Genomic DNA, 17,064 nt, shown 5'->3' on the forward strand with positions numbered 1-17,064 from the left:
ACTCGCCGCCCGCACCGACGAACTGGGCCGGCGGATCGCCCCGTACGCCCGCGCCCACGACCGCGACGGCACGTTCGTCGCCGAGGCCTACGAGATCCTGCGCTCCGAGGGCCGCCTCGCGCTCGCCGTCCCGCGCGAGCTCGGCGGCGACGGCGCGACCGTGCGCGACGTCGCCACCGTGCAACGCACCCTGGCGCACCACTGCGCGGCCACCGCCCTCGCCTCGTCCATGCACCACCACGTCGTGCTCGCCGCCGCGTGGCGGTACCGGCACGGCGCGCCCGGCGCGGACCGGATGCTGCGCCGCGTCGCCGGGGAGGGACTCGTGCTCGTCTCCACCGGCGGCGCCGACCAGACCCGGCCGCGCGGGACCGCCCGGAAGGTGCCCGGTGGCTACCGCGTCGACGGCCGCAAGGTGTTCTGCAGCCAGGCCCCGGTCGGCGACGTGCTCGCCACCATGTTCCCGTACGACGACCCCGACGAGGGCCGCATCGTGCTCAACATGATGGTCCCGATGAAGGCCGACGGGGTGCGGGTCCTCGACAACTGGGACTCGCTCGGCATGCGCGGGACCGGCAGCCACGACGTCGAGCTGACCGACGTGTTCGTCCCGGACGCGGCCGTGGTCGCCCGCCGCCCGTACGGGGTGATCGACCCGCCGTTCCAGCTGGTGCTCAGCGTCGCCATGCCCGTCGTCGCGGCCGTGTACCTCGGGGTTGCCGAGGCCGCGCACGCGCACGCGACCGCGCTCGTCGCCGGGACGCCGCGGGCCGGCGACCCGAGCGTGCGACGCCAGCTCGGCGTCGCGGCCACCCGCCTGCAGGTCGCGTCGTGGGCCCTCGACGGTGCCCTCGACGTCGTCGGCGACGACCCGGTGCCGTCGATGACCACGGTCGCCGCGGTGATGACCGCCAAGGCCGAGATCGCGCGGACCGCGATCGAGGTGTGCGACCTGGCCCTCGACGTCGCCGGGGGCCGCGGCTTCTACCGGTCGAGCCCGCTCGAGCAGTGCTACCGCGACGTGCGCGGGGTCAAGTTCCACCCGCTCACGCCGGAGGAGACACTGCTGCTCGCCGGGGCGCAGGCGCTCGGGTCGGCAGCGGCTACAGCGATCCCGCGAAGCGCGTGACCTCCGCGGCGAACCGCTGCGGGTCCTCGACGAACGGGCCGTGGTCGGTGCCCTCCCAGAACGAGGTCGTCGCGTTCGGCAGCAGCGACGCCGCGTGCTCGGCGGCCGAGACGTCGACGACCGAGTCGGCCGTGCCGTGCAGGACGAGTACGGGCGTGTCGAGGCCCCGCAGCAGCTCGTCGTTGCGCACCGTCCGCGCGAACATCGCCGCCCGCACGCGGGGCGGGGTGCACAGGCTGGTGCCGAACAGCGCCTGTGCCGCGACGCCCTTGCCCTCCCCGGGCCCGGTGAGGGCCGTGCCGAAGGCGCCCAGGGCGCGGATCGCCGTCGCCGCGTCCTCGGACATCGCGTCGGGGACGGCCGCGCGCATGGCCGCCCCGACCTTGCCGCCCTTCTCGCCCCGGCCGATGCTGGTGATCGCGCCGACCAGCACGATCCCGGCGACGCGGTCGGTGCCGTGGGTCGCGAGGTAGTCGCAGATCACCAGGCCGCCGTAGGACCAGCCGAGCAGCACCGCCCCGTGGGCGCCTTCGGCGTCGAGCACGGCCTGCACGTCCGCGGCCCACAGCTTCGACTCGTCGTATCCGGTCTCCGGGGCCCCGGAGTACCCGTGTCCGCGCAGGTCGACGGCGATCACCCGGTGGGTGCGGGCCAGCTCGTCGAGCACGGCCTCGCCCCAGCACCGCGACGACTGGGCCCAGCCGTGCAGCAGGACCAGCGGGCGGTGGGCGGGATCGCCGGTGACGCGGTAGACGATGGGGGTGCCGTCGGAGCTCTCGACCTCGCGGATTGTCATGCGGGTCACCCTAGCCGGGCGAGCCGGGCCACTCCCACCGCGCACGCGCATCCGACGAGCGCGGCCACCACCGCGACCCCGATGCCCGCGCTCGGCCCGGACCGGTCGATGACCTGACCGACGACGGCGGAGCCGACCGCGACACCGACCCCGAGTCCCGTGACCGTCCAGGTGATGCCCTCGGTGAGCCGGCCCGGCGGCACGATCCGCTCGGTCAGGGAGGTCGCGACGATCATGGTGGGGGCGACGGCCACCCCGGCCGACAGGTAGAGCACCGCGAGGGCCGGCACCGTGTCGGCGAGCAGCAGCGGCCACAGCAGGACCGCGACGGCCGCCGTCGCGCCGAGCAGCTGCCGCGTCAGCGGCGCCCGCAGCCGCACCGCCCCGAAGACGAGGCCGCCGAGCGCGGACCCGGTCGCGAACATCGCCAGCACCACGGTCGCGGCGCCGGGCGCGCCCCGCTCGGCGGTGAAGGCGACCCCGACCACGTCGACGACGCCGAAGATCGTGCCCATCGCCGTCATCGCCACCACCAGCACGACGAGCACCGGGATCCGCAGCACGCTCGCGCCGGGTGCCCCCGCGACGACCGGGCGTGCCGGGGGTTCGGTGCCGCGCTGGGCGGCGAGCGCGACCGTGCCGATCACCAGCAGCACCGCCCCGAGCAACGCGCCCGCCTCCGGGAACGCGGCGACGCTCAGCCCCACCGACAGCACCGGCCCGACGATGAAGCACAGCTCGTCGATCACCGCCTCGAGCGCGAACGCGGTACGCAACCCGTCGGTGCCGCGGAGCAGCTCGGTCCACCGGGCGCGGACCATGGCGCCGATCGTGGGCATCAGTCCCGCCGGGACCGCGCACGCGAACAGCAGCGCCTCGGGCGCCTCCCACCGCACCCCCGCCAGCATCGCGGCGGTCGCGGCCGCGCTGATCGCCGCGGCGACCGGCAGGACCCGGGACTGCCCGTGCCGGTCCGCGGCCCGCGAGACCAGCGGGGTGAGCGCCGCGTACGACAGCGCGAACACCGCGGCCAGGGCGCCACCGAGGCCGTAATCACCCCGCAACTGCGAGAACATCGTCACGATGCCGATGCCGACCATCGCGATCGGCAACCGCGCGACGAACCCCGCCAGGCAGAAGGCGGCGGCGCCCGGCGCGGTGAACAGTGCACGGTAGGAGCGCATTCGTGCCAGCATGCAGTACGTGAGCGTGCTGGTGTGTTTCCATGCCCATCCCGACGACGAGGTGTTCACCACCGGCGGGGTGATGCGCCTCGCCGCGGACGCGGGGCATCGGGTGGTGCTGGTCGTGGCGACGGACGGCGCCGCGGGCGAGGTCCCCGACGGGCTGCTCGGTCCCGGCGAGTCCCTGGTGCAGCGTCGCCGCGCCGAGCTCGAGGCGTCGGCGGAGACGCTGGGAGTCGCCCGCCTGGTGCCGCTGGGCTACGCCGATTCGGGCATGGCCGGGGCGCCGCAGAACGCGGACCCGGCCGCGTTCTGCAACGTCGACGTGGACTCGGCCGCGGCCCGGCTCGCGGCCGTGCTCGCGGAGGAGAACGCCGACGTCGTCACCATCTACGACCCCAACGGCGGATACGGGCACCCCGACCACGTGCAGGTGCACCGCGTCGGCGCCCGGGCCCAGGAGCTGACCGCGCACCCGTCGGTGTACGAGGCGGCGATGAACCGGGACCACATCCGTCGCCTGCTCGCCGCCAACCCGGACGTGAGCCCGGACGCGTCGCCCCCGGACCTGGACACGTTCGGCCTGCCGGAGGCCGAGATCACCACCACGATCGACGTGTCCGCGACGATCCCCGCGAAACGGGCGGCGATGCTCGCGCACGCCTCACAGGTCGGTGACTTCGGGCCGATGCTGGCGATGACGCCGGAACAGCTCGCGAGCGCCTTCGGCCTCGAATGGTTCCGCCGGCGCGGCGCGGAGCCGACGCTGCAGGAGAACGCCCTGCCCCTGTGATCGACCCGACCGAAGAGGAGCGCGAATGGGCCACCACGTCGAGCTGAGCCGTTTCGTCGACGCACCACCCGACCGGGTGTGGCGGGTGCTGACCTCCGTCGACTCGGCCCCGCAGATCCTGAGCGGGGTGCAGGGTGTCGAACGGCTCGCGGGCGTCGGCTACGAGGTCGGCACCCGCTGGCGCGAGACCCGCACGATGTTCGGCAGGGCCGCGACCGAGGAGATGACCGTGACGGCCGTGGAGCCGGGGCGGCACACGGCCGTCGAGGCCGAATCCGGCGGTGTGCGCTACCGCACCGAGTTCGACCTGGCCCCCGAGCGGGCCGGCACGACGCTGACCGTGCGGTTCTCGGCCGACGCCGGCCGTCCGGGACGGATCCGGCGGGCGCTGACGGCGCTCGTCGCTCCCCTGGCCCTGCGGGCGACGCGTAAGGCGCTGCACCAGGACCTCGACGACATCGCGGCCGCGGCCCGGGCCGGGATCTGAGCGTCGTGTCGCTGTGCTCGAGCTACCGCGCCTCCGGCGCCGACCTGCCCTTCGGTGATCCGCTGGCGGCGCACGACGTCGCGATGGAGGGGTACTTCTGGCGGTTCACCCAGCCCGGGACCGGACGGGTGGTGATCGCGCTGTGCGGCGTCAACCGGGCCGCCGACGGGTCGTGGGCGACCCTCGGCCTGGCGGCGCACCCGGGCGGATTCCTGCGTACGACGGCGCATCCGGAGGGGTTCGCCGACCCGCGGCGGCTCGGCGCGTCGGCGGGCACGGCGTTCCGCGGGGAGCCCGACCGGCTGCGCGTGGACCTCGGCGACGACGCACGCCTCGATGTGCGGGTGACGGCGCCCCGGCCGTGGCCCCGCCGCCGGTTCGGCGGATCCAGCGTCTTCCACGCGGTCCCCGCGCTCAACCAGTACTGGCACCCGTGGCTGCTCGACGGGCGAGCCGAGGGCGAGGCCGTGCTCGGGGGCGAGACGTGGAACCTGGACGGCGCCCAGGTGTACGCGGAGAAGAACTGGGGCCGAGGCGGATTCCCGGAGTCGTGGTGGTGGGGCCAGGCGCACGGCTTCACCGACTCCGCCGCGTGCGTCGCCTTCGCCGGTGGGCAGGTCCACGCCGGACCGCTGCGGACCGAGGTGACGGCGGTGGTGGTCGCCCTGCCGGACGGACCCGTGATCCGGCTGGGCAACCCCGTGGTCTCCCCGGTGCGGGCCCACGTCGCCGACGAGCGGTGGTCGCTGTTCGGGCGCGGGCCGCGGTGGACCGTCGAGATCGAGGCGACCGCCCCGCTGAGCGCCGCGCACGTCCTGCCGGTTCCGCGGCCCCTCGAGCGCCGCAACGTGCCCGGCGCCCTCGAGCACCTCGCGGGCTCGCTGAGCGTGACCGTCCGCGACCGCGGCACGCTGGTCTGGGCGGACGAGTCGCCCCTCGCGGCGCTCGAGCACGGCGGTCTGGCCCGCGCGCGGGCCGAACTGGACCGGCGGGGTGCGCCGGCGGACGCGACGGACGGCCCGCCACTGCACGGCGGCTGACCGGCGGCCCCGCATCCGCGCGCCTCCCGGTCGTCCGCGCGTGAAATCGAATCGTCTGCGCGGATAGCCATTCCGTGCGCGTATCAGACCAGCGCCCGGCGCATCGCGCCCAGCGGATCGGAGTACAGCGAACTCAAGGACACCACGCTCGCGGCGTGCGCCTGCACTCGGTCGCCGAATCCGGTGACCCGGACGTCGGCGCCCGACGGCGACGCGAGCGCGCGCGCGACGTGCGGTGCGGCCTCCGGGTACGCGGTGAACGCCTGGCCGCCGAGGATCACCCGGTCCGGGTTGAACAGGTCCCGGAGCATCGCGACGGACCGCCCCAGCACCTGTGCCCGCTCCACGAGGATCTCGTGGGCCTCGTGAGAACCGTTGCGGGCCAGCGCGTACAACGCGGAGACGGACGTGGCGCCCGCGTCGAGCAGGCCGGCGGCCCGCGCCCGGGTCAGCACCGCACGGTCGGCGACGGTGGCCTCGAGGCATCCGCGGGCACCGCAGGCGCACGGCACGGACGATCCGGTGGGCAGGTGCGACACCGAGCCCGGGCCGCCGCGCGGTGTGTGCACCCGGCCGTCGAATGCGATTGCGATACCGACGGTTTCGCGAGCGTAGAAGTACAGGGTGGCGCCCTCGACATCGGCGGTGTCGCGGTCGGGGGTGAGCAGCAACTCGGAGGCGGCCATCGCCTCGACGTGCGCGGCGACGGAAACCGGCAGGCCCAGGCCCCGGCTCACCACGGCCCCGACGGGCGCATCCTCCCAGCCGAGCCGCGGGTGGTCCACGGTTCCGGTGGCCGAATCGACGCGGCCGCCGAGCGCGACGCCCGCCCACAGCGGCGTGCGCCGGTGCCAGCGCGACGCGAAGGCCCTGGCGCTGCTGGTGATCGCCCCGAGCGCCGCCTCCTGGCCGCCGCGCGGGGTGGGGATCTCCACCGCGCCGATCACACGCCCGCGCAGGTCGCTCGCGACGATGCCGGTGACGGCCGCACCGATGTGGATGCCGACGGTCAGGTAGCGCTCGTGGTCGGTCTCGAACGGCACCCGGGGCCGGCCCACGGCACCGGACGCGGTCAGATCCGGCCGCTCCCGGAGCAGGCCCGCGGCGAGCAGCGCCGAGACCTGCCGGTTCACGGTGGCGATGCTCGCGCCCGTCGCCGTCGCCGCCTGGTCGCGGCAGATCGGCCCGCGCGCCGCGGCGACCCGGAACACCGCGGCGGCGGTGCCGTCGGCGACCTTCAGCTCGGGCGGCACGATCTGCACGCGCGTCGTCGATCGCACCCGGGCGGTGGCACTACGGGAACGGACGCCCGATCCGGAGGTCGGGCGAATAACATTGGTGGACAGGACATTTGACGTAGCTACTGCAGTCACTGCGGCTCTTCCTCGAGATCGGGTCCGCAGACCCGGGGCGTGGCAGGGAGGCGCCGATCCGCTCGATCGTGAGGCAGAGACCCACCGGCCGACGGCCGGGGAAAACGAAGCGGGGCGCGAAGGGCGGTGTCAGCGACAACACAGTTCGCGCGCCAGCGGCAGCCGCGAGCCCAGCGCGGCGGTCACGTAGGTGACCCGCGGAGCACGGAGACGGCGAGCTGGCATATCCGCAACCTAGCCGCCGCGCGCCACTGTGTCCAATCCGCACGGCGTCCGATCCGCACGGCGACGCGGCGGCAACGGTCCCGATCACGGTGACGGAAACCCTTACGCCGGCCCGCCGCCGGTGATGAGGTCGACGGCACCAACGTTCGATCTACGAAAGGTCCTCCATGTCCGTGGATTTCGATACCCGCACCGCCTCCGCTCGCGACGTGTCCGTGGTCCGTCTGGGCGGGCACATCGGGGCCCGCGTCGACGGCGTGCGGCTCGGCGGCGATCTCGACGAGGCCACCGTCGAAGCGATCCGGCGCGCCCTGGCCGAGCACAAGGTGATCTTCTTCCGGGAACAGCACCACCTCGACGACGCGTCGCAGTACGCGTTCGCCGAGTTGCTCGGCACGCCGACCACCGCGCACCCCACGGTCACCTCGCGCGGGGCGCACGTGCTCCCGATCGACTCCGACTACGGCAAGGCGAACAGCTGGCACACCGACGTCTCGTTCGTCGACCGCATCCCGAAGGCGTCGATCCTGCGCGCGGTGGAACTGCCCGCCTACGGCGGTTCGACCACGTGGGCTTCCGGGGTGGCGGCCTACGAGGGCCTGCCCGCCCCGCTGAAGACCCTGGCGGAGAACCTGTGGGCCACCCACACCAACCTGTACGACTACGCCGCCGAGAGCGCGGAGCAGCTCCGCGACGGCGCCGACGAGCGGGTCGCCGAGTACCGCGCCGAGTTCCGGTCCGAGTACTTCGAGACCGAGCACCCGGTGGTGCGCGTGCACCCCGAGACCGGGGAGCGGTCGCTGCTGCTCGGCCACTTCGTCAAGGGCTTCGTCGGGCTGAGCGGCCGGCAGTCGCAGGCGCTGTTCCGGCTGCTGCAGGACCACCAGACCCGGCTGGAGTACACCACCCGCTGGAACTGGGCCGCCGGGGACGTGGCGGTGTGGGACAACCGCGCCACCCAGCACTACGCCGTCGCCGACTACGACGGCCTGCACCGTCGCCTGAATCGCATCACCCTCGCCGGGGACGTCCCGGTGAGCGTGCACGGCGAGGCGAGCCGGTCCGTCGCCGGCGACGCGAGCGCCTACTCGGTCGTCGAGGTACCCCGCCCGCTCGCGTCGTGACGGGCGCCGCGGTCGCGCGGACCCCCGCGCGACCGTATCCGGGGCACCCTAGGATCGCCTGCATGACGATTTCTCCCGATTCCCGCGTGGCCGTCGTCACCGGTGCCTCCTCCGGCATCGGCGAGGCCACCGCCCGAACCCTCGCAGCCCAGGGCTTCCACGTCGTCGTCGGCGCTCGCCGCGTCGACCGGATCGAGAAGCTCGCGGACGAGATCGGGGGCACGGCCCTCGAGCTGGACGTCACGGACGAGGACTCGGTGACCGCCTTCACGACGGTGCTCCCCCGGGTGGACGTGCTGGTCAACAACGCGGGCGGCGCCAAGGGCATGGCCCCGGTCGCCGAGGCGGACCTCGACGACTGGCGCTGGATGTGGGAGACCAACGTCCTCGGCACCCTGCGGATGACGAAGGCCCTGCTGCCGAAGCTCGTCGACTCCGGCGACGGCCTGATCGTCACGATCACGTCGGTGGCGGCGTTCCATGCCTACGACAACGGCGCGGGCTACACCTCCGCCAAGCATGCCCAGGCGGTGCTGCACCGCACGCTGCGCGGTGAGCTGCTCGGCAAGCCGGTGCGCCTGACCGAGATCGCGCCGGGTGCGGTGGAGACCGAGTTCTCCCTCGTGCGGTTCGAGGGGGACGCCGAGCGCGCCGCCAAGGTGTACGAGGGCATCACACCGCTGGTGGCCGAGGACATCGCGGAGATCGTCGGTTTCGTCGCGTCGCGCCCGCCGCACGTGAACCTGGACCAGATCATCGTGCAGCCGCGCGACCAGGCCGGCCCCATGCGCTTCCACCGCACCGCCGAGTAGGAACCGGTGGGCATCGAGAGGGACGCCGGGCAACGCCGCCTCTCCCCGGGGCCGTTGCTCGACGTGCGGGGCCGTCTCGCCGAAGCCGGCTGGGCCGGCACCGAGGTCCGGGCCTACGACCGGTCCCGGGTCGCGGCACCGCGGTGGCGGATCAAGGAGTGGGACTACTACTGCGTGCTCGCCGACGGCGACGACGGCCCGTTCGGTCTCGCGCTGACCGTCGCCGACAACAGCTACATGGGCCTGCTCGGCGTGAGCTGGCTCGACCTGGCCGACCGTGCGGACACCACCGAGAACGCGATGATCCCGTTTCCGCTCGGACGGTTGCGGTTGCCCGCCTCCGCGGACGCGGGCGATGTGGTGCTCGACCGGCGTGGAATGCGCCTCGAGTTCCGGCACGAGCGCGGCGCCCGGCGGCTGATCGTCCGTCATCCCGGATTCGCGGGCGGGCGGGGCCTGTCGGGCGAGGTGGTGCTCACCTCGCCCGGTGCCGAGCGGATGGTCGTCGCGATCCCGTTCCCCGGCGACGAGCGGGCGTTCTACTACAACCAGAAGATCCCCGGCCTCACCGCCGCCGGCACCATCACGGTCGGCGGCCGCGAGCGCACCTTCGACCCGGCCTCCGCGTTCGGGGTGTTCGACTGGGGCCGGGGCGTGTGGACGTACGACAACACCTGGTTCTGGGCGTCCGCATCGGGACGGCACGAGGGGCGTCCCTTCGGGTTCACCGTCGGCCACGGCTTCGGCGACACCGCCGCCGGAAGCGAGAACATGCTCCTGCTCGACGGCGTGGCGCACAAGCTGGACCGGGTGCGGTTCCATCTGCCTCACGGCACCTACGACGGCGCGCCGTGGCGGTTCTCGAGCAACGACGGCCGGTTCGAGATGGGGTTCGAGCCGATCCTCGACCGCGCCGCCGACGTGAACGCCCTCGTCCTGCGCTCGACGCAGCATCAGGTCTTCGGCCGGTTCACCGGCCACGTCACGCTCGACGACGGTGCCCGGCTCGAGGTGCGCGAGCTTCTCGGATTCGCCGAGAAGGTGCGCAACCGCTGGTAGTGCGCCTTGCCTACAGCGCGGACATCGACTGCCAGGTGGGCCAGTCGATCGCCCAGTCGTACAGGTCGCCGTCCGCGGCGGACAGCTCGATCGACGTTCCGGACACCTCGACCGGGTCGCCGTACATCGCCGTCGCGAAGTACTCCTGGGCGTCCCCGAGCGAGAGGTTGATGCAGCCGTTGGTGACGTTGGTCGCCCCCTGCTGGCCGAGGGTCGCGGGGTTGGCGTGGATGAACTCGCCGTTGTTGGAGATCCGCACCGCCCAGCGTTCCCGCACGTTCTCGTAGTACGGCGGGTTGGACATCAGGAAGTCCTCGTGCTTCTCGGTGACCACGTGGACGCCGCTGCGGGTGACGTTGCGGGCTTCGTTGCCCTGCCCGTAGCTCACCGGGATGTCCATGATCGTCACTCCGTCGCGCACCACCTGCATGCGGTGCGACGTGGCGTCGGCCACGACGACCTGGCTCCGGCCGACGGTGAAGTCGAGGGTGAGGTCCTCCGCCCCGTAGGCGCCGTCGCCGTAGTCGAGGCCGTAGAGCCGCGCGTCGAGGTGCACCGCCGTGCCCGGCGTCCAGTACTGCTGCGGGCGCCAGTGCGCGCGGGCACCGCCGTTGTCGTCGGGCAGCCACGCCCAGCTGCCGACGGTCGGCGGGTCGGTGCCGACCACCATGGCCTTCTCGACGGCGGCCTTGTCGGTGATCGGGCCGTCGAACTGGACGATGATCGGGGCGGCGATCCCGACCGGCTGCGCGTCGGCGATGTTCAGGTTCGCGGAGACGACCCGGTCGGGGTCGACGGTGTCGAAGCTGCCCTCGACGGCCACGGCCTCGCCGTCGGAGCCGACGGCCGTGCCGGACCAGCGGTAGGTCGCGCCGTAGCCGAGCGGTTCGGCGACGGTGTAGCTGCGGCGGTCGGCGGCGAGGGCGCCACGCACGACGGTGCTCGTTCCGACGTTCGTGAGGGCGACGTCGGTGAGCTCGCCGTCGGTGACCGAGACGCGGATCGGGGTGGTGGGGTTCACGTCGGTGGCGCCGTCGGCGGGGTCGGTGACGATCGACACCACGGGCGCGGTGCCGGCGGGAACCGCGCTCCCGCCGGGGCCCGACGAGCACGCCGCGAGCACCGCGACGAGTGCGAGCAGCCCGAACCACAACAACCGACGACTTCGTTCACCCAGGTGGAGCACTCCGACGAGGGTACGCCCGCCGCGCGGTCGCGTCGCAGCGCGGCGGCAGGTCCGGCAGACCGGCTCTCAGATGAAGCAACCCACGGTGACCGGCTCCGGCTCGAGCCGCACACCGAACGCGTCCTGCACGCCGTCGCGCACCTCCCGCGCGAGGGCCACCAGATCGGCGGTGGTCGCGGTGCCGCGGTTGGTGAGCGCGAGGGTGTGCTTGGTGGACAGCCGCACCGGCGCGCCGGGGCCGGGGAAGCCCTTGCCGAACCCGGCCCGCTCGATCAGCCATCCCGCGGAGAGCTTGGTGCCGCCACCGGCGGGGAACCGCGGGATCCGCACGTCGGGCCCGACGCGTTCCTCGACGGCCGCGAGCACGCGGGGCAGCTCGTCCTCGGCGAGCACGGGGTTGGTGAAGAACGATCCGGCGCTCCAGGTGTCGGGGTCGTCCGGGTCGAGCACCATGCCCTTGCCCCGGCGCAGGGCGAGCACCTGCTCTCGGACCTCCGCGGCCGGGCGTCGCTCGCCCTCCTCGGCGTGCAGGGCCGACGCCAGCTCCCGGTAGCCGATGGGGGCGCTGGCCCCGTCCGGCCGCACGGCCAGGTCGACCTCGAGGACCAGGGCGTCGTCGGAGTGCTTGAGGACACTGGTGCGGTACCCGAGCCCGAGGTCCTCGGGGCCGATCCACCGGACGTCGCCGCTGGTGCGGTCGAGCAGCCGCACGGCCCTCAGAATCGACCCGACCTCGACGCCGTAGGCGCCGACGTTCTGTACCGGGGTCGCACCCGTGGAGCCGGGGATGCCGGACAGGCATTCGAGCCCGCCGAGGCCCGCCTTCACGGTCAGGGCGACGACGTCGTCCCACCCGGCGCCGGCCTCGGCGCGCACGGTGTCCTCCCCCGGCTCGATCCCGGTGGTCGCGATGCGCACGACCACACCGTCGAACCCGCCGTCGCCGATCACCAGGTTGGAGCCGCCGGCCAGGACGAGGGTGGGGACGCGTGCCGCGTCGAGCAGGCGGACGACCTCGACGAGGGTGTCGGTGGTGGTGCACTCGGCGAGCAGCCGGGCCGGACCGCCGAGCCGCAGCGTGGTCAGCGTCGACAGCGGCACGTCCTCGGACACGGCGGCGCCCGCCTCGACGAGTTGGGCCCCAATACGCGGATCAGACACCCGCAAACGGTAGCGTGCCGACCATGGGCAGCCGCATCGACCATTACTCGCACTACGCGTTCCCCGTCGCCACGGTGCACGCGGCGCTCGTCGACGAGAACTACTGGCGGAGCCGCCTGGCGGAGATCGGTGGGCCGGGCGCGACGCTCGAGGACGTGCGCACCGGTGACGGGACGATCGACCTGCACATGACCCAGTCCATCCCGGCCGAGCACCTGCCGAGCTTCGTCACCAACTTCCATCCCGGCGACCTGGTCATCCATCGGCACGAGTCGTGGCAACCGGTGACCGGGGACCGCGCGACGGGCCGCTTCTCCGCGCACGTGGACGGGCTGCCGGGGAAGGTGGACGGAACCTCCACGATGGCGCCGGACGGCGCGGGCACCATCGTCGAGATCGACGGCGAGGCCGAGGTGCGGATCCCGTTCCTCGGCGGCAAGATCGAAGGCATCATCGTCGAGCAGATCGTCGAACTGTTCGACGTGGAGCGCACCTTCACCGCGAAGTGGCTGTCCGAACCGCACTGACGAGGCCGTTGCGGGACGGTGACGATTTCCGTCGTTCGGTAACGAACCGGTAACCTCGCGTGTCATGGCCCGGCGAATCGACTACTCCGCCCGCTATCCGTACAGCCCGGAGCAGGTGTACGAGGCGCTCTCGGACCGCGCGCACTGGGAGGCGCGCATCGTCGAGATGCGCAAGTACTCCGAGAACCACCTCGCGGAGTTCGAGGTGTCGGACGACGGCATCGACCTGGTACTGCACCACGTCCTGCCGCGCACGGAACTGCCCGAGATCGCCCAGACGGTGATGAAGAAGGACATGGTCATCACCCGTAAGGAGACGTACACCCCCTTCGGCGACACCATCACCGGCAGCTACCAGGCCTCGGTCCCCGCGGGTCCCGGCAGCCTCACCGGCACGATGGAACTGTTCGCCTCGGACGGCGGCAGCACCCTGCGCACCACCTCGGAGGCCAAGGTCTTCCTGCCGTTCATCGGCGGCAAGCTCGAGCAGCTCATGCTCGTCAACCTCGTCGACCTGTTCCGCACCGAGGCGGAGATCACCGCCGGCTGGCTCGCGCGCCGGTTCGGATAGTCCCCCGTGCGCGCCCCGCACCCGGAAGGTGTCGTCACCCGCGGCACCACGGGCATCAACCGCCTGCGCCGCAGCGACCGCTGGCTGATGCACCACCCCGACGTCGCCCGCGTCCTGCACTCCCGGGACGACGCGCTCGTCGTCGACCTCGGCTACGGCGCGATGCCGGTGACCACCCTCGAGCTGGCCGCGCGGCTGCGCACGGTGCGTCGCCGCCTCCGGGTGGTGGGTCTCGAGATCGATCCCGACCGGGTGGTGCCGGGGCGGGACGGCGTGGAGTTCGCCCGCGGGGGCTTCGAGCTGGCCGGGCTCCGGCCGGTGCTGATCCGCGCGTTCAACGTGCTGCGCCAGTACCCGGAGGAGGCGGTGGCGCCGGCGTGGGATCGGCTGCGGTCCGGGCTCGCGCCCGGCGGGTTGCTGCTCGACGGCACGTGCGACGAACTGGGCCGGCGGTGCGCGTGGGTGCTGCTCGACGAGCACGGCCCGCGCACGCTCACGCTGGCGTGGAGCCCGTTCCACTCGGACACCCCGTCGGACCTGGCCGAGCGTCTGCCGAAGGCGCTGATCCACCGCAACGTGCCGGGGGAACGGATCCACGAGCTGCTGCAGGCGGCGGATCGGGCCTGGGCGTCGGCGGCACCGCACGCGGCGTTCGGACCGCGCGTGCGCTGGCGCGCGACGCTGGACCTGTTGCGCGCCCAGGGCGTGCCGGCGGCATCGCAACGCCGGCGGCTGCGGGACTGCGTGCTGACCGTGCCGTGGGACTTCGTCGCCCCGACGCAGGCTCAGCCGGCCGCGAGCAGTGCCAGCTCGATGCGGTCCGCGACGGCCGCGGGCTGATCGGCGACCGCGGCGTGCAGCTGCGCCGAGGTCACCCGCCCGATGGCGATGGCGTCGCCGACGAGTTCGTCGAGGACCTCCTGGGAGACCCCACCCGCGGCGAGGTCGACGGCGGTCCGCGCGGGGGTGGTGATGCGGAAGCACCCGACCTGCTCGCAGTCCTGTGCGCGCAGCTGCCGGTGGTGCAGGGCGAGCCGGTTGCTCGGCACGGTTCTCTGGTCGGCCGTCGACAGGTGCAGGAAGCGGGGTTGCAGGTGCCCCATGCCGTGCAGGTCGGCGGCGCTCTGGTGCGAGACCACCGCCGCGCCCTCGTACCAGGCGCACCACTGCGCGAACTCGTCGAACTTCGTGTGCGGGCTGTCGCCGAGCCGGAACAGGTCCGATTCGATCCGGACCCAGTGCCCGGCCGCGATCCGGCCGACGAAGTCGATCGTGGCGATGCCGTGGGCAATGGCCTGGCGCGCGGTGAAGAAGCCCGCCTGCGCGAGCGCGGTATGTCGCAGGGCCTCGTCCGGATCCACCCGGCCGGAGGCGTCGTGTTCAGGTTCCGTCCAGCCCGTCATGCCGCCACAGTACCCGAACAACTGTGTCCCACCTCACACTTTCTGGTAGTGGGACCGCATCTTCACAGACCTTCCTCAGAGTTCTTCGGAACAATCCCGAACCATGACGAACCGGAAGCGCATCCCCTTCGCCACCATCGGCATCGCCCTCGCCGTCGCGCTGGTCGCGGTGCTCGTCGGCGCCGAGGTGTACGTCCGCAACCGTGCCACCAACTGCCTCGCGCAGTCGTTCGAGAGCGAACTCGGCACGAACGTCGACGTGGATCTCGGGTGGAAGCCGGTGCTGCTCTCGCTCGTGGACAAGCAGGTCTCGTCCGTCACGCTCGACAGCGACGACACGGCGTTCGGCCCCGCCCAGGAGATGCAGGTGCACGCCGTGGTCCGCGACGTGGATCTGCGGGAGAGCGCCGCCGGGGCCGGGACCATCGGCAGCTCGAGCGCCGACGTGGTGTGGCCGTCGTCGGGCATCCTCGCGACGGTGCAGACCCTGCCGCTCGGCTCGCTGATCACCGACGTCACCCCGGACGCGAACGCCGGCACCCTCCGCTTCACCGTGGGCGGCGCGGACCTGGTGGAGCTGACCGTGCGGCCGGAGGCCCGGAACGGGGCGATCGCCGTCGAGACGGTGGACGCGTCGCTGTTCGGCATCGGGTTGCCCACGGCACTGGTCGACGGCATCGTCCAGATCCTCACCGAGAGCCTGCAGCAGTACCCGCTGGACATGCAGGCGACGGCGGTGTCGGTCACCGACTCCGGCATCGCGGTGACGCTCGAGGGCGGCGCCTACACGATGCCGGAGGCCCCGGCCGGACAGCAGTCGCAGAACCAGCTCGACTGCTGAGGCCGCGGCCCGATACTCGCTGAGGCCGCGGCCCGGTGCTCACTCCGGCAGGTCGTCGAGCACCGCGCGGGTGCCGGACAGGCCGAGCCGGGTGGCGCCGGCCTCGATCATGGCCAGCGCCGCCTCGGCCGTGCGGATGCCGCCGCTGGCCTTGACGCCGAGCCGGCCGCCCACCGTCTCGGCCATCAGCCGCACCGCGTGCACCGACGCACCCCCGGCGGGATGGAACCCGGTGGACGTCTTGACGAAGTTCGCGCCGGCCCGCTCGGCGGACCGGCACGCCTCGACGATCGCCTCGTCCGACAGCGCCGCCGACTCGATGATCACCTTGAGCACGGGCTCGAACCCGATCGCCTCCCGGACGGTGAGGATGTCGGCGAGCACGGCGTTGAAGTCCCCGGCGACGGCCGCTCCGATGTCGATCACCATGTCGATCTCGGCGGCGCCCTGATCCACGGCGAGCCGGGCCTCGGCGCCCTTGATCAGCGAATGGTGCTTGCCCGACGGGAAGCCCGCCACGGTGGCGACGACGAGTCCGTCCGCCCGCAGCGGCAGCATCGACGGCGACACGCACACCGACCAGACGCCGAGCTCGCGGGCCTCGTCGACGAGCGCGCGCACGTCGGCCCCCGACGCCTCGGGCTTGAGCAGGGTGTGGTCGACCATCGCGGCGACCCGGGCACGGGTGAGGGTGGTCTCCGGCATACCCGTCAGCTTTCCATAGCGATATTCCGTTGCCCGGCCCGACGCCGGTGTCCACACTGCTCTCGTGTTCATCCGACGAGAACTTCCCGCCGACGTCCCCGCGATCGGCGACGTGCACCGCGCCGCATTCACGCCGCTCACCCCCACCGGCGCGGAGCCGGTCGAGCCCGGCCTGGTCGAGGCGCTGCGCGCCGGCCCGGCGTGGCTGCCCCGGCTGTCACTGGTCGCAACGGACGCCGAGGGCACGGTCGTCGGGCACGTGTGCGTCACCCGCGGCACGGTCGACGGCGAGCCGGCGCTGGCCCTCGGGCCGATCGGGGTGCTTCCGGAGTTGCAGCGCGCCGGCGTCGGGGGCGCTCTGATGCACGCGGTGCTCGGCGCGGCGGACGCCCTCGACGAACCGCTCGTGGTGCTGCTCGGGCACCTGGACTACTACCCCCGTTTCGGGTTCGTCCCGGCCGCCGAGCTCGGTGTCGAACCCGACGTGCCCGAATGGGCGTCACACCTGCAGGCCCGCGCGCTCACCGCCCATCGGCCGCAGCTGCGCGGGGTCTTCCGCTACGCGCCTCCGTTCTACGAGATCGGCTAGCCCGAGCGGGCCGTCGGGGCAGCAATCGCGGTGTCGCGATGCGCTCGATTCGGCGTTCC

19 protein-coding genes are annotated in these 17,064 nt (G+C 73.2%); 12 read left to right on the plus strand and 7 right to left on the minus strand.

The features are described 5' to 3' along the window. Positions 1 to 1,129: acyl-CoA dehydrogenase family protein (locus G6039_RS22320; protein WP_164528116.1), on the plus strand; the 1,129-nt coding region annotated here is incomplete at its 5' end. Here the strand turns inward: G6039_RS22320 and G6039_RS22325 are convergent. Next, positions 1,104 to 1,925, minus strand: coding sequence for an alpha/beta fold hydrolase (locus tag G6039_RS22325; protein WP_006942311.1), 822 nt, complete (start codon positions 1,923 to 1,925; stop codon positions 1,104 to 1,106). The genes G6039_RS22320 and G6039_RS22325 overlap by 26 nt on opposite strands. Positions 1,926 to 1,930: 5 nt before the next feature. Then, positions 1,931 to 3,121: an MFS transporter gene (locus tag G6039_RS22330; protein WP_037201057.1), complete on the minus strand. Its 1,191-nt coding sequence runs from the start codon at positions 3,119 to 3,121 to the stop codon at positions 1,931 to 1,933. On the opposite strand from G6039_RS22330, the gene G6039_RS22335 reads away from it, so the two are divergent. From G6039_RS22335 to G6039_RS22345, 3 genes are read left to right on the plus strand one after another with little or no spacing between them, the layout of a single operon-like run. After that, positions 3,120 to 3,902 (plus strand): PIG-L family deacetylase, encoded by a 783-nt coding sequence (locus G6039_RS22335; protein ID WP_043803258.1) that lies wholly within the window; start codon positions 3,120 to 3,122, stop codon positions 3,900 to 3,902. The two genes, G6039_RS22330 and G6039_RS22335, sit on opposite strands and share 2 nt — an antisense overlap. A gap of 25 nt (positions 3,903 to 3,927) precedes the next feature. Then, the gene (locus G6039_RS22340; protein ID WP_043803259.1) at positions 3,928 to 4,389 is read left to right on the plus strand and encodes an SRPBCC family protein; all 462 of its coding nucleotides are present in this window, start codon (positions 3,928 to 3,930) and stop codon (positions 4,387 to 4,389) included. Positions 4,390 to 4,394: 5 nt separating this feature from the next. Next, positions 4,395 to 5,429 (plus strand): tocopherol cyclase family protein, encoded by a 1,035-nt coding sequence (locus tag G6039_RS22345; protein WP_043803262.1) that lies wholly within the window; start codon positions 4,395 to 4,397, stop codon positions 5,427 to 5,429. A gap of 83 nt (positions 5,430 to 5,512) precedes the next feature. On the opposite strand, the gene G6039_RS22350 is transcribed toward G6039_RS22345, so the two are convergent. Beyond that, the gene (locus tag G6039_RS22350; RefSeq protein WP_373867519.1) at positions 5,513 to 6,709 is read right to left on the minus strand and encodes an ROK family protein; all 1,197 of its coding nucleotides are present in this window, start codon (positions 6,707 to 6,709) and stop codon (positions 5,513 to 5,515) included. A gap of 485 nt (positions 6,710 to 7,194) precedes the next feature. Here G6039_RS22350 and G6039_RS22360 point away from each other — a divergent pair, with 485 nt between their 5' ends. The 3 genes from G6039_RS22360 to G6039_RS22370 all read left to right on the plus strand — a co-directional run bounded on the left by G6039_RS22360 (position 7,195) and on the right by G6039_RS22370 (position 10,022). Further along, positions 7,195 to 8,151, plus strand: coding sequence for a TauD/TfdA dioxygenase family protein (locus G6039_RS22360; RefSeq protein WP_043803264.1), 957 nt, complete (start codon positions 7,195 to 7,197; stop codon positions 8,149 to 8,151). Between the two features lie 62 nt (positions 8,152 to 8,213). After that, a complete protein-coding gene (locus G6039_RS22365) occupies positions 8,214 to 8,963 on the plus strand; it encodes an SDR family NAD(P)-dependent oxidoreductase (RefSeq protein WP_006946542.1) in 750 nt (249 codons plus the stop codon). A 6-nt stretch (positions 8,964 to 8,969) separates the two neighbouring features. Beyond that, positions 8,970 to 10,022: a DUF2804 domain-containing protein gene (locus G6039_RS22370; protein ID WP_043803266.1), complete on the plus strand. Its 1,053-nt coding sequence runs from the start codon at positions 8,970 to 8,972 to the stop codon at positions 10,020 to 10,022. A 10-nt stretch (positions 10,023 to 10,032) separates the two neighbouring features. Here the strand turns inward: G6039_RS22370 and G6039_RS22375 are convergent, their stop codons facing one another. After that, positions 10,033 to 11,208, minus strand: a complete 1,176-nt coding sequence (locus G6039_RS22375) for a L,D-transpeptidase (RefSeq protein ID WP_043803269.1) — start codon at positions 11,206 to 11,208, stop codon at positions 10,033 to 10,035. A gap of 66 nt (positions 11,209 to 11,274) precedes the next feature. After that, complete coding sequence (locus tag G6039_RS22380) at positions 11,275 to 12,321, minus strand: UDP-N-acetylmuramate dehydrogenase (RefSeq protein ID WP_043803272.1); 1,047 nt, start codon at positions 12,319 to 12,321, stop codon at positions 11,275 to 11,277. 71 nt (positions 12,322 to 12,392) lie between these two features. Here G6039_RS22380 and G6039_RS22385 point away from each other — a divergent pair, with 71 nt between their 5' ends. The 3 genes from G6039_RS22385 (at position 12,393) to G6039_RS22395 (ending at position 14,307) form a co-directional block, all read left to right on the plus strand. After that, positions 12,393 to 12,896, plus strand: coding sequence for a DUF2505 domain-containing protein (locus tag G6039_RS22385; protein ID WP_006946535.1), 504 nt, complete (start codon positions 12,393 to 12,395; stop codon positions 12,894 to 12,896). Positions 12,897 to 12,960: 64 nt separating this feature from the next. Next, positions 12,961 to 13,467: a DUF2505 domain-containing protein gene (locus G6039_RS22390; protein ID WP_006946528.1), complete on the plus strand. Its 507-nt coding sequence runs from the start codon at positions 12,961 to 12,963 to the stop codon at positions 13,465 to 13,467. A gap of 6 nt (positions 13,468 to 13,473) precedes the next feature. Next, on the plus strand, positions 13,474 to 14,307 hold the full coding sequence (locus G6039_RS22395; RefSeq protein ID WP_043803274.1) for a hypothetical protein: 834 nt from the start codon (positions 13,474 to 13,476) through the stop codon (positions 14,305 to 14,307). Here the strand turns inward: G6039_RS22395 and G6039_RS22400 are convergent. After that, positions 14,253 to 14,870, minus strand: coding sequence for a type IV toxin-antitoxin system AbiEi family antitoxin domain-containing protein (locus G6039_RS22400; protein WP_029545192.1), 618 nt, complete (start codon positions 14,868 to 14,870; stop codon positions 14,253 to 14,255). The genes G6039_RS22395 and G6039_RS22400 overlap by 55 nt on opposite strands. Before the next feature lie 103 nt (positions 14,871 to 14,973). On the opposite strand from G6039_RS22400, the gene G6039_RS22405 reads away from it, so the two are divergent. Next, entirely contained in the window at positions 14,974 to 15,711 is a 738-nt protein-coding gene (locus tag G6039_RS22405; protein WP_043803277.1) for an LmeA family phospholipid-binding protein, read from the plus strand. 39 nt (positions 15,712 to 15,750) lie between these two features. On the opposite strand, the gene deoC is transcribed toward G6039_RS22405, so the two are convergent. Then, complete coding sequence (gene deoC / locus G6039_RS22410; RefSeq protein WP_006946525.1) at positions 15,751 to 16,416, minus strand: deoxyribose-phosphate aldolase; 666 nt, start codon at positions 16,414 to 16,416, stop codon at positions 15,751 to 15,753. Between the two features lie 64 nt (positions 16,417 to 16,480). On the opposite strand from deoC, the gene G6039_RS22415 reads away from it, so the two are divergent. Beyond that, positions 16,481 to 17,005 (plus strand): GNAT family N-acetyltransferase, encoded by a 525-nt coding sequence (locus G6039_RS22415; RefSeq protein ID WP_006946524.1) that lies wholly within the window; start codon positions 16,481 to 16,483, stop codon positions 17,003 to 17,005. Positions 17,006 to 17,064 lie beyond the last annotated feature (59 nt).

This window comes from Rhodococcus aetherivorans, from assembly GCF_011058165.1.
In the GTDB taxonomy this organism is placed as follows: Bacteria; Actinomycetota; Actinomycetes; order Mycobacteriales; family Mycobacteriaceae; genus Rhodococcus; species Rhodococcus aetherivorans.

What these genes read in the sequence shown, in the direction of transcription:
- G6039_RS22330 (WP_037201057.1), bottom strand. Translation starts at nt 3,121, where the DNA reads ATGCTGGCACGAATGCGCTCCTACCGTGCACTGTTCACCGCGCCGGGC.
- G6039_RS22385 (WP_006946535.1), top strand. Translation starts at nt 12,393, where the DNA reads ATGGGCAGCCGCATCGACCATTACTCGCACTACGCGTTCCCCGTCGCC.
- G6039_RS22400 (WP_029545192.1), bottom strand. Translation starts at nt 14,870, where the DNA reads ATGACGGGCTGGACGGAACCTGAACACGACGCCTCCGGCCGGGTGGAT.
- G6039_RS22405 (WP_043803277.1), top strand. Translation starts at nt 14,974, where the DNA reads ATGACGAACCGGAAGCGCATCCCCTTCGCCACCATCGGCATCGCCCTC.
- G6039_RS22335 (WP_043803258.1), top strand. Translation starts at nt 3,120, where the DNA reads ATGCAGTACGTGAGCGTGCTGGTGTGTTTCCATGCCCATCCCGACGAC.
- G6039_RS22325 (WP_006942311.1), bottom strand. Translation starts at nt 1,925, where the DNA reads ATGACAATCCGCGAGGTCGAGAGCTCCGACGGCACCCCCATCGTCTAC.
- deoC (WP_006946525.1), bottom strand. Translation starts at nt 16,416, where the DNA reads ATGCCGGAGACCACCCTCACCCGTGCCCGGGTCGCCGCGATGGTCGAC.
- G6039_RS22365 (WP_006946542.1), top strand. Translation starts at nt 8,214, where the DNA reads ATGACGATTTCTCCCGATTCCCGCGTGGCCGTCGTCACCGGTGCCTCC.
- G6039_RS22360 (WP_043803264.1), top strand. Translation starts at nt 7,195, where the DNA reads ATGTCCGTGGATTTCGATACCCGCACCGCCTCCGCTCGCGACGTGTCC.
- G6039_RS22390 (WP_006946528.1), top strand. Translation starts at nt 12,961, where the DNA reads ATGGCCCGGCGAATCGACTACTCCGCCCGCTATCCGTACAGCCCGGAG.
- G6039_RS22340 (WP_043803259.1), top strand. Translation starts at nt 3,928, where the DNA reads ATGGGCCACCACGTCGAGCTGAGCCGTTTCGTCGACGCACCACCCGAC.